This window comes from Thomasclavelia saccharogumia DSM 17460 (assembly GCF_000686665.1).
Classification (GTDB): Bacteria; Bacillota_I; Bacilli_A; order Erysipelotrichales; family Coprobacillaceae; genus Thomasclavelia; species Thomasclavelia saccharogumia.
In genome coordinates this window covers 12,345-24,365 of record NZ_JMLH01000013.1, presented here as the reverse complement: position 1 = coordinate 24,365, position 12,021 = coordinate 12,345, and the positions used below count along the sequence as shown (strand labels likewise).

General features: G+C 30.5%; 11 protein-coding genes and 1 other annotated feature. Of the genes, 9 read left to right on the top strand and 2 right to left on the bottom strand.

From position 1 onward, the window contains the following. Positions 1-43 precede the first annotated feature (43 nt). A complete protein-coding gene (locus tag BR82_RS0104495; protein WP_027089205.1) occupies positions 44-301 on the bottom strand; it encodes a GIY-YIG nuclease family protein in 258 nt (85 codons plus the stop codon). Positions 302-383: 82 nt separating this feature from the next. On the opposite strand from BR82_RS0104495, the gene BR82_RS0104490 reads away from it, so the two are divergent. The 5 genes from BR82_RS0104490 to BR82_RS0104470 all read left to right on the top strand — a co-directional run bounded on the left by BR82_RS0104490 (position 384) and on the right by BR82_RS0104470 (position 6,283). Further along, complete coding sequence (locus BR82_RS0104490; RefSeq protein ID WP_027089204.1) at positions 384-1,304, top strand: AEC family transporter; 921 nt, start codon at positions 384-386, stop codon at positions 1,302-1,304. Between the two features lie 79 nt (positions 1,305-1,383). After that, positions 1,384-2,667: a hypothetical protein gene (locus tag BR82_RS0104485; protein ID WP_027089203.1), complete on the top strand. Its 1,284-nt coding sequence runs from the start codon at positions 1,384-1,386 to the stop codon at positions 2,665-2,667. An 80-nt stretch (positions 2,668-2,747) separates the two neighbouring features. After that, a complete protein-coding gene (locus BR82_RS0104480; protein WP_027089202.1) occupies positions 2,748-3,884 on the top strand; it encodes a DUF5050 domain-containing protein in 1,137 nt (378 codons plus the stop codon). A gap of 9 nt (positions 3,885-3,893) precedes the next feature. Then, positions 3,894-5,246 carry a UDP-N-acetylmuramoyl-tripeptide--D-alanyl-D-alanine ligase gene (locus BR82_RS0104475; protein ID WP_027089201.1) on the top strand — a complete coding sequence of 451 codons (1,353 nt, stop codon included), beginning with the start codon at positions 3,894-3,896 and terminating at the stop codon, positions 5,244-5,246. After that, positions 5,243-6,283: a D-alanine--D-alanine ligase family protein gene (locus tag BR82_RS0104470; protein ID WP_027089200.1), complete on the top strand. Its 1,041-nt coding sequence runs from the start codon at positions 5,243-5,245 to the stop codon at positions 6,281-6,283. Before BR82_RS0104475 ends, BR82_RS0104470 begins: the two co-directional genes overlap by 4 nt. 29 nt (positions 6,284-6,312) lie before the next feature. Here BR82_RS0104470 and BR82_RS0104465 read toward each other — a convergent pair whose 3' ends face one another. Further along, the gene (locus BR82_RS0104465; RefSeq protein WP_034864152.1) at positions 6,313-7,503 is read right to left on the bottom strand and encodes a CapA family protein; all 1,191 of its coding nucleotides are present in this window, start codon (positions 7,501-7,503) and stop codon (positions 6,313-6,315) included. Positions 7,504-7,643: 140 nt separating this feature from the next. On the opposite strand from BR82_RS0104465, the gene BR82_RS0104460 reads away from it, so the two are divergent. From BR82_RS0104460 to ilvC, 4 genes are all read left to right on the top strand, one after another. Beyond that, positions 7,644-8,282 carry a CpXC domain-containing protein gene (locus BR82_RS0104460; RefSeq protein ID WP_027089198.1) on the top strand — a complete coding sequence of 213 codons (639 nt, stop codon included), beginning with the start codon at positions 7,644-7,646 and terminating at the stop codon, positions 8,280-8,282. Between the two features lie 114 nt (positions 8,283-8,396). Next, positions 8,397-8,650: a binding site (T-box leader), on the top strand. Between the two features lie 70 nt (positions 8,651-8,720). Beyond that, a complete protein-coding gene (gene leuA / locus BR82_RS0104455; protein WP_027089197.1) occupies positions 8,721-10,397 on the top strand; it encodes a 2-isopropylmalate synthase in 1,677 nt (558 codons plus the stop codon). A gap of 19 nt (positions 10,398-10,416) precedes the next feature. Then, the gene (gene ilvN / locus BR82_RS0104450) at positions 10,417-10,929 is read left to right on the top strand and encodes an acetolactate synthase small subunit (RefSeq protein WP_027089196.1); all 513 of its coding nucleotides are present in this window, start codon (positions 10,417-10,419) and stop codon (positions 10,927-10,929) included. A 17-nt stretch (positions 10,930-10,946) separates the two neighbouring features. After that, on the top strand, positions 10,947-11,963 hold the full coding sequence (gene ilvC / locus BR82_RS0104445; protein ID WP_027089195.1) for a ketol-acid reductoisomerase: 1,017 nt from the start codon (positions 10,947-10,949) through the stop codon (positions 11,961-11,963). The last annotated feature ends 58 nt before the right edge of the window (positions 11,964-12,021 follow it).

Below are 12,021 nucleotides of genomic sequence, written 5' to 3'. Positions count from 1 at the left end.
TTCTTTCTACATTTAGTATAGCATTTTATTTATCGATTTGAAACTATTTATTAGCCTTTGCTAACTTAATTAGATCCTCCTTTTGTTTTCTCGTTAATTGTTTGATTGCATGTTCACGCTTTAAAGCAAGGCTCTTATTTTCTAGTTCTTCAAAATATACTAGATTTACAGGACGGCGTGATTTGGTATATTTGGCTCCTTTACCACTGTTATGAACAATAATTCTTTTTTCTATATTAGTTGTCCAGCCGGTATAATATGTATTATCAGCACATTTAATGATATAAACATAATTTTTCATATCTCCATTATAACAATATTTGCATTTTTTAGATGACATATTTTTTATTTTGGTTTATGATTAGGGCCAAAGAGGTGGTATTGTGGTTGATTTTAATAATTTGATAGATTTACAAATAGAAATCTTTTTTTTGATGATCGTAGGATATGTTTTAAGAAAATTAAATATTATATCTAGTGCAAACCGAAAAAGTTTGACAGATTTAGTTATATACGTTATTTTACCTGCTAATATTATATATTCTTTTATGATTAAAATGGATGGAGAAATTATTAGAAGTGGTTTAATGGTTTTAATTGTTTCAATTGTAATTCAATTAGTATGTTCTTTTTTGGGAAAATATTTTTTTGTTAAAGCATTACCTAGCCAGCAAAGTGTTTTGCAGTATGGAACGATTTGTTCTAATGCGGGATTTATGGGCTCACCTTTAATTCAAGGTCTATATGGGTCAAATGGTTTGTTATTTGCTTCAATTTATCTTATTCCCCAAAGAATTGTGATGTGGTCTGGTGGTGTTGCTTGTTTTACTAGTGCTAAAGGTAAAGATGTAATAAAAAAAGTTATTACGCATCCTTGTATTATTGCTGTATTTATTGGCTTGATCATAATGATAAGTCAAGTGCAGCTGCCAAATTATTTAGATATTACAATTAAAGCGTTGAGCAACTGTAATATGGCGTTGTCGATGATTGTAATAGGAGGAATTTTAGCGGAAATCAGCATCAAAGAAGTCATCAACAAATTAACTTTCTATTATAGTTTTATTCGTTTGATTTTTATTCCGTTATTAGTTCTTTTAGGATGTGTTTTGGTTGATATACCACCATTAGTTACCGCTGTATCTACTGTGCTGGCAGGGATGCCGGCTGGTACGACAACTGCAATATTAGCAGAAAAATATGCGGGTGATGCCAAACTAGCAGTTGAAATAGTTTTTTTATCAACAGCTTTATCATTAATTACAATTCCGTTATTATGTATTATCATTAATTTAGTTGTTTAAAAAGTACTAATTATTTAGTGCTTTTTATGTTGGACATTTGAAAGCTGGATGATACAATTATTTTAGGGGAAGTGATTTTATGAAATGTGACAACTGTGGTAATGAAATAAAAAATATGCTGGTTTGCCCGCTGTGTGGATATCATCAGGGAAAGATAAATCGCTGCAGTGTTTGTACAACAATAATTCATTATGGTCAAAGTAATTGTCCTAATTGTGGGAATCCAACTAAATATTTAAAAAAAGATGACATTAATAAAAAATATTATCTTAAAGATGATCTAGATTATTCAAAACATACAGCAACGACTCATGTTTATCAAAGTCAGGAGATGTATGATTATCAAGAAAGTGATAATGATATAAAGAAACGCTTTGAAGAAGCGAGAGATAAATTAACTAGAAATCACAAAAAAACAGTTAAACGGGATCGAGAAAAAAAGAATTTAATTGCAATAGTCTTAGGAATAATATTTTTATGGGGAGCACTTTTTAATTTGTTTGTTAGTGATGAAGCTAATGTTGAAATGGTTGATATAAAAGAAATGAGTATTAATGGTAATAATAATGATTTGATGATGGCAGGTAATTTTCAGCAGGGAAGTGTAGTGTTTTTAGATAATGATGAACTTTATTTAGGTTGTGATTATGATCTAAAGAAGGCGGACCGATCTTTTGAAAAAATAGAAAATATTGATTTTATCTCAGATAGTTTGAGTGGAAATATTTATATTGAAGATAATTACATTTACTATGATAATTTTGGTATATATAAACGTTACGATATAAATAGTGGGAATATTGAGGAATTATTTTATGATGAAAATATTTTACCAATAAAAAATCATCGTTTTTTGTATACCAATGAAATGAAGTTATATTTATATGAAAATGGTGAAAGCCGGTTAATAGACAGCCATGATATTTATTATTTAGCATTTGATTTTAAAACAGAACTTATTTATTTTGAAGTAGATGGAGCTATTAGGGCAATCGATTTAGAGGGACGATTCAAAAATGAATATGATCTTTATGCAATAGGTAATTTTTATGTTGATGATGGAGTTATCTATTATAGTAATATTAATGGTATCGAAGCCTATGATACGAAAATAGATGATTCTATAAGTTATCTTGATGAAAGTGATATTTATAATTTTATTGTTACAAATAATGGAATTGTATATACTGATATGGAAAATGATTTATACTATCATAATTTTGATGATGAGGAAATATATTTAATTGATAGTGATATTTATGAATTTAATGTAGCTGGTGACAAGATAATTTACAGAAGTAATGATGATGAATATAACTGGTATATAAGTGATGGTTATAATATGAGTAAGCTTTTTGAATAGACTTAATCTAAACAATTAAGTCTACTTTTTTTTGATCTAGTAATATGATAAAATAAAAACATTAAAAAGCAGGTGATGAAATGGAAGAAAATAAAAGATGTAAGAAATGTGGAGCTCCTTTATTGGTGGATGAGGATCGTTGTCCAATATGTGACACAGTCCAAAATAATGATCATGACCAAATTAATGAAGAGAAAAATTATTGGAAAAATCCGATTATCTGGACAGTTTTTGTTGTGTTGTTGATTATTAGTGTTGCAATCAATGGGTATTTGAATGCCAATCCAATCGAATTAGCGGATCAGCAGGGTGTTGATGAACAGGCATATGAAGATGCTGTTTTAACGATTGATGAAGAAACAAGTCAATATGCTCAAGCTACTAATAATAATGGATTGGCAGTAAGTTATGTTAATAAAGATAAGGTTTATATTGTAATGAATCAAGAATTGATTGTTTATGATAAGCAGTTGAATAATCGCGAACATGTATATGATTTTGCTTTAACAGATTTTAAAGATGACGGTAAATATTATTATTATCTTGATGAAAATAATGATTATCATCGAGTTGATAAGGAAAGTAAAAATGATGATGTTTTATTAACTAATGTTTATTATGTTCAAAATTTAGGTGAAAAAATATATTATCAAAAAGATAGTGATAATGAATCTGTTTATTGCTTTGATTTATCAACTAATGAAGATAAAAAAATAAATGATGAAGTTTCATATAGTTTGATCATTGATGAAAAAAGAGAACGAATTTTTTATATAAATGAAAATTCAGAATTAATCTCAATTACATTTGATGGTAGTGATCGTAGAGCTCTAGCAAGTAATACTAACACATATACTTATGATGGTGAGTATTTATATTATATAAATGATAAAGGTTTAATTAAATGTGATCTAGATGGAAATCATAGTGATGTTTATGAAAATAATAATTTGCAGCTAGTTAATATCGTTGATGACCATTTAGTTGTTCATGATGGTAATGTGATTTATACGATGACGCTTGAAGGTAAGAAGGTAAAAAAACTTTATACGATCGAAAGCATTGGAAAATTGACATTTGAGGTAGTAGGCGATAAACTTCTAGTTTTAACATCAATTTACCAAGAGGGAAATATTGGTTATGAAGTAGTTGGATTAGATGGAAAGAGACAGATATTAGAAAGTGATATACCAGAAATAGCTGGTGAAGAGATTTAGGGTGAAAAAATGAATGTAAGGGAAATAATTAATGCCACAAATGGAATTTTATTAAGTGGTGATGAAAATTTAGAAATTATAGGATTTAGTCAAGACAGTCGCAAAATTAAAGCTGGGATGATGTATATCCCATTAATTGGCGAGCGCTTTGATGGGCATGATTTTATTGAAAGTGCGTTTGCAAATGGCGCTAGCGCAATAATCAGTGATCGTGATATTAAGTCTGATGATAAAGTAGTCATCAAGGTCGAAGATACATTAAAGGCTTTGCAGGATATGGCACGATATTTAAGAAAGAATCGTAATGTCAAGGTCGTTGGTGTTACTGGCAGTGTTGGTAAAACAAGTACTCGGGATATGGTTTATAGCGTTGTCAAAAAGGAATATAAAACTTTAAAAACTGAGGGGAATTACAATAATAATATTGGATTGCCATTGACGATTTTAAGACATAAAGATGAAGAAGTACTAGTTTTGGAAATGGGCATGAATCATTTAAAAGAAATGGAAGAATTGTCATTGATTGCTTTACCGGATATTAGTGCGATTACTAATATTGGAACGGCACATATTGGAGAACTTGGCAGTCGTGAAAATATTTTAAAAGCTAAATTAGAAATAACTGTGGGAATGAAAGATGGTAGTTCTCTAATTATTAATAATGATAATGATCTGCTTTCAACAGTCGAATTAGATAATTTGGAACTTGTTAAAGTGGGGATTGATAGTGACAGTGATTTTAGGGCGCAAAATGTTGTTTTAAAAGATGATCATAGTACTTTTGAATTAAATTATTTAAATGAAATATATAAAGTAAATGTTCCGGTACCAGGTAATCATTTTGTTTTAAATGCTTTAATAGCTATTGCAATCGGAATTAAATTAGATATAAGTATGGAAAAGTGCATTCAGGGAATCAATGAATTTCAATTAACAAAGAAAAGAATGGATATTATTGAGTTAAAAAATAACATTACTTTGATTGATGGAACATATAATGCTAGTGAAGATTCAATGAAATCAAGTTTAGATGTTTTAGCAACTTATTCAAGAAGAAAGATTGCTGTTTTAGCGGATATGCTGGAACTTGGAGAGTTTAGTGAACAGCTTCATCGTAGTGTTGGTAAACATGTGGCTATTAAAAATATCGATCTGCTTGTAGTAGTAGGTAAAGAGGCACGGTTTATTGCAGCTGGAGCAAAAGATGCAGGAATGATGAATATTTATTGTTGTAAAGATAATGAAGAAGTGATAAATTATTTAAGAAATAATTTATGTAGTAATGATGTAGTTTTATTAAAGGGATCAAATGGAATGAAACTTAAAGATGTCGTTACGCAAATAGAGGAGAAATTATCGTGAAAAAGAAATTGTTGGTTTTATGTGGTGGACAATCTAGTGAACATATAGTATCTAGAATGTCATGTACATCAGTTTTAAATAATCTTGATAAAGAAAAATATGATCTTACATTAGTAGGTATCGATTTAGATGGAAGCTGGTATTATTTAAAAGCTGATCAGCAGGATTTAGCGAAAGATAACTGGTTAGAGAATAGTCAGCCGGTTGATGATATCTATGGTTTATTACGAAAACAAGATGTAGCTTTTCCTGTATTGCATGGATTATATGGGGAAGATGGAACGATTCAGGGATTATTTGAACTAGCAAAAGTAGCATATGTTGGCTGCCGAGTATTTAGTTCTAGTGTTGCAATGGATAAAATATATACTAAAAAAATTCTGGATACAGTAGGGATTCCTCAAGTTAAATCAATTTATATAAAAAAACGTTATGACAATAAATTAGTAGCAGTAGATAATAATTTTGATGAAATTGATGATGTTGAAAATTATATCGTTAAAAAACTAGGAATGCCTTGTTTTATTAAAGCTAGCCGTTCTGGTTCAAGTGTTGGCTGCTATCGTTGCGATAGTCAAGAGGAATTAATGGATCGATTGAATGAAGCAGCAAAATATGATCGTCATATTGTGGTAGAAGAGTGTGTTGATTGTATCGAGTTAGAAACAGCAGTTTTAGGAAACGATGATGTGATCGTTTCTCGAGTGGGTCAAATTATGCCCCATGGTGAGTTTTATACTTTTGAATCAAAATATGAGGATGAAGAAAGCAAGACTTGTATTCCAGCTCTAGTTGATCAAAGTATTCAAGAACAAATTCGAGCATATGCAATCAAAGCTTTTAAAGCAATTGATGGTCATGGATTAAGTCGCGTTGATTTCTTTTTGGATAAGAAAACAAATAAAATTTATTTAAATGAAATTAATACTATGCCTGGTTTTACCAAAATATCGATGTATCCTCAATTAATGGATGATTTTGGTATTAGTTATAGTGAATTGTTGGATCGTTTAATTGAATTAGCAGTTCAAAAATAAAAATATAGACCTAAATTTGGTCTATATTTTTATTTGATATAATTAATATTAAATTGTTGATCAATTACATTGTTAAAACTATTAATAATAAAATCTTTGTTCAATCCTTTTGAATAACGATCATGACTTGTTTCTAGTTCTTCATCATAGAGATTTAAAGGAACAAGTTTAAAATTTTCAAAGTTTTGATCATAGTAATTAATGATTGGGGTATAAGTAACTTTTTTTATTGAAGTTTTATGCTCTTTTTTTTCAAACTCTGTTTGCAAGATCATAGAAATGTTATATGCATTGGCAAATTCATTTGTAGCTCGAGTAACTTGATTATCTGCTGAGACAAAAGAGCCTAATGAGTATGCAACAAGGGTTTTATGATCGTTGTTTTCCAACCATTCGATTGGCTGGATACAATGCGAGTGATGACCAATAATTATATCAACGCCCAACTCATTTAAATAATTAGCTAGTTCTTTTTGTTCATCGTTGACAGTGTAAGTAAATTCATTGCCCCAATGCATACTAACGATTACTACATCACTAATTTGTTTAGCTTGTTTAACTTCATTTTTAATAATATCTTTATGCTCATCATCTAGTTTCATCGTATCAAGATTACGATAATAACCAATTAAATTTTGATTTTGATAATCTAGTTTATTAGTTTTATAAGTGTAACCAAGAAAACTGAATGTAATATTGTTAATTTTTTTTGTTTTGATTTTTTGTCGATCTTCAACAGATGAATATACCCCAGTAGTTAAAATATTATGTTTATTAAAAAAATTGATTGTATTATTGCGTCCTTCAATTCCGGCATCATTAGCATGATTGTTAGCAAGATTAAGGGCATCAACACCCATATCAATAACTTCTTGACCAATTTGTATAGGTGCATTAAAACTATAACCTTTGCCAGAAATACCTAATTCACTTCCTCCGATTGGCACCTCCATATTAGCGAGAGTTAGATCATCATTTAAAAAGTAAGGTTTTACTAAATCATAATAACCCTTATTTTCATAATTGGAACCAAGCCAGTCATAATAAGGCTGTTCATATAATAAGTCTCCAATAAAGGATGCTGTAACTGTAGTTGTTGATTTGGCTGGAATTTTATCAGATGTTTTTTTGTTTGTAGAATAATAATTCCAGCTAGTATTAATAATTGTAAATAAAATAATAAATAGAATTATTTTAAAGGGCCATTTCAATCTACGCATTTTTATCACCACTATATATTTTAACATATAAGGATAAAACGTATACTTAATTATTTTTATAAAAACTAAATGATTTCTTAAGATAAATTAGCTATTTTAGTATTTTTAATTTAGTAAAATGTTATCGAGGAGTTGAAATTATGAATGATGAAGTTGAATTAGAAATTACGTGTATTCACTGTTTGGAAAAAGGAACGAAGAAACTGTTCCCGATTATTAAAAGCGATAATTTGAGAGCAAAGGAATTAATATTTAATGATGAACTATTTTTATATCGTTGCAGTTATTGTGGTCATTATCAAAAAATAGTATATGAGTGTGTATATTATGATGATAAGTTGAAATATGCAGTTATTTTATCTCATGATGGATCAAAAAAAATATCAAAAATGGATGTAAATAAATATCAAATAAGATTTGTCAAAGAACTAAATGAACTTAAAGAAAAAATTATTATAAAAGAACATAATTTAGATGATCGAATTGTCGAAATTATGAAAAATAAGATAAGAAGTACAATAACGAGTAAGGCAACGTATCGTTTGTTTTTGGTTAATAATCATAATGAATTAGTTTTTATGCTGGTTTATCCAAATAATGAAATTATTAAAACCTATACATTTGATTATACAATGTATTTTGATTTAAAAAATAAATATGAAAAAGGTTTATTAGATGATTATATTGTTGATGCAAAGTATGCGTCTAAAGTTATTTTGAATTCTGATGATATAATTAGAGATAAACAAATAAACGCTGATATTTCCAAGGTTTTTTAGGTTGATGGTTTTGTGAAATAATTAATTATCACAGTGATAATTAATTGTCTTTAAAATTTATGAAAAAAGGTTGACTTCGACAAAATATCGGGCTATCATATTCAGTAACATAACTTAAATACTTTGATAGGAACTAGTAGATAAATTTTTCAAGCGTAGAGAAGTTCTGGCTGGTGGAAAGAGCTGTTGAAGGTTTATTGAACTCATCCTTGAGTGGAGCGCTGAATCAAGTAGGTGGCTACGGAATGCAACCGTTATCTAGCAAGAGTATGAACTAACTATATAATAGCGTACTTAGTGAGATTAATATCGTGAGGTATTAATGAATTGAGGTGGAACCACGGGGTTACTATACCTTCGTCCTCAAAGTGACAGGAGTCATTTTGAGTGCGAAGGTTTTTTTATAAGTATTTAAAATAAATGAGGAGGAAAAATAAAATGATGAATTATCAAAAGTATAAGAGATTTGAACCAATCAGCTTTAAAGAACGTACTTGGCCTGATAAACAAATTGAAAAAGCGCCAACATGGGTTTCTGTTGATTTACGTGATGGTAATCAAGCCTTGATCACACCGATGAAAATAGAAGAAAAAGTGGAAATGTTTCAACTCTTAGTTGATATGGGATTTAAAGAAATAGAAGTTGGTTTTCCTTCTTCTAGTCAAATAGAATATGATTTTTTAAGAATTTTAATTGATGAAAATTTAATTCCTGATGATGTCACAGTACAAGTCTTGACTCAGGCAAGGGAACATTTGATCAGAAAGACATTTGAATCGTTAAAAGGATTAAAAAGAGCAATCGTACATGTTTATAATTCTACTTCAGTATTACAAAGAGATGTGGTATTTAATAAGGGGAAAGAAGAAATTAAACAAATTGCAATTGATGGTGTTAAATTAGTTAAAGATTTAAGTAAAGAATTTGATGGAGAAGTGATTCTTGAATATTCACCAGAAAGCTTTACAGGAACAGAATTAGACTATGCTTTAGAAGTGTGTGAAGCTGTAATGGATGAATGGGGAGCATCAAAAGATAAGAAAGTGATTATTAATTTGCCATCGACAGTAGAAATGTCAACGCCAAATGTTTATGCTGACCAAATTGAATGGATGTCAACACATTTTAAAGATCGTGAACGAGTAATTCTTTCATTACACACGCATAATGATCGTGGATGTGGTGTTGCAGCAACAGAACTTGGTATTATGGCTGGTGCTGATCGTGTTGAAGGAACTATTTTTGGAAATGGTGAAAGAACTGGAAATGTTGATATTGTCAATGTTGCTTTAAATATGTTTACTCAAGGAGTTGACCCAAAACTTGAGGTAAGTAATATTAATAATATAAAACATGTATATGAAAAAGTTACTAAGATGGAAGTTCCACCACGTCATCCGTATGTCGGAAAGTTAGTTTTTACGGCTTTTTCTGGTAGTCATCAAGATGCAATCAATAAAGGAATGCATGCGATGCAGGAAAGAAATGATGGTATTTGGGAAGTGCCTTATTTACCTATTGATCCAAGTGATGTTGGGCGCCAATATGAACCAATTGTGCGAATTAATTCACAATCAGGTAAAGGTGGCGTTGCTTATGTGATGGAAAGTATGTACGGATTCCATTTACCAAAAGGATTACAAGTGGATTTTGCAAAAATAATTCAAGATATAAGTGAAGAAGAAGGAGAAGTTTCTCCAGAAAGAGTTTATGATACATTTATTGAAGAGTATGTAGATAACGAAGAACCTTATCGCTTTATTAAACAAAAGCTGGTTGATATAAGTGAAGATGAAACTGAATATGAAAGACGGGCAGAAATTACGATTGAAGCACATGGTGAAGTTGTAACTTTAACGGGTTATGGAAATGGACCAATTGATGCTGTGAAAAACGCCTTGAATTCACTTCCAGAATTACATTCGCATTTATTAGATTATAGTGAGCATGCTTTAACTTCAGGATCAAGTTCAAAAGCGGCAGCTTATGTTTATTTAAGGGCTAAGGGAAGTGCTTGTCAAGAATATGGTGTAGGGATTCATCCAAATATTACAACGGCAACAATAAAAGCAATTGTATCAGGAATGAATCGCTTAACTAAGGCAATGAAATAAGAAGAAGGGAGCCAATGACATGAATCGTTTAGTATTATCGTTATTAGTGGAAAATAATCCTGGTGTTTTGAGCCGTGTTGCCAGCTTATTTAGTCGTCGTGGTTATGGAATTGACAGCCTGAGTGTTGGAAAGACTAATATTCCAAATGTTTCAAGGATGACTATCGTAGCAGTTGGTGATGAATTGATTTTAAATCAGATTGAAAAACAGTTAGGGAAATTGGTTGAAGTTATTGAAATTTTTCCATTAGAACCTGATAAATCAGTTTATCGAGAACTGGTTTTGATTAAAGTTGAGGCTGATGAAAAGCAACGTTCTTCAATTGTTTCGATTGCGGATATTTTTAGAGCACGAATTATTGATGTTGCACCATCATCACTAGTTATCGAAGCAACAGGAGATCAATCAAAAATTGATGCGTTGCTTGCGATGTTGGAAGGGTTCAATGTCGTCGAGCTCGTTAGAACCGGATTATCGGGAATTAAACGCGGGCTTGGTGAAATTGATATAAAAAGTCATAGTAATAAATAAATAGGGGGTTAAGAAAAATGGCTAAAATTTTTTATGAATCAGATTGTGACTTATCTTTATTAGACGGTAAAACAGTTGCCGTAATCGGGTATGGTTCTCAAGGTCATGCTCATGCATTAAATTTAAAAGAATCAGGAGTACATGTAATCGTTGGGTTATATGAAGGTTCTAAATCATGGAAAAAAGCTGAAGAACAAGGATTAGAAGTGTATACTTCTGCCGAAGCAGCAAAAAAAGCAGATATCATCATGATTTTAATTAATGATGAACTTCAAGCTAAATTATATAAAGAATCAATTGAACCAAATCTTGAAGAAGGAAACATGTTGATGTTTGCTCATGGTTTCAATATTCACTTTAATCAAATCGTACCACCAAAAAATGTTGATGTTACAATGATTGCACCAAAAGCACCAGGACATACAGTACGTAGTGAGTACTTAGCTGGAAAAGGAACACCATGTTTAGTTGCAGTTGAACAAGATGCTTCAGGACGTGCTCAAGATATTGCTTTAGCTTATGGTCTAGCAATCGGTGGAGCAAGAGCTGGTTTATTGGAAACTACATTTAGAACAGAAACAGAAACTGATTTATTTGGTGAACAAGCTGTATTGTGCGGTGGGGTTTGTGCATTGATGCAAGCTGGTTTTGAAACATTAGTAGAAGCAGGATATGATCCAAGAAATGCATATTTTGAATGTATCCATGAAATGAAACTAATCGTAGATTTAATTTATCAATCAGGATTTGAAGGAATGAGATATTCTATTTCAAATACAGCTGAGTATGGTGATTATATTACAGGACCAAAAATTATCACTGCAGATACTAAAAAAGCAATGAAACAAATCTTAGCAGATATTCAAGATGGTACATTTGCTAAAGATTTCTTATTAGATATGTCCGAAGCTGGTGGACAAGCTCACTTTAAAGCAATGAGAAAATTAGCAGCTGAACATGAATCTGAAAAAGTTGGTAAAGAGATTCGTAAATTATACAGCTGGTCTGATGAAGACAAATTAATTAATAATTAATCAACACACACTTTTGTGTGTTGTAACTAGGGAGTAAACTACTCCCTAATTACAACCT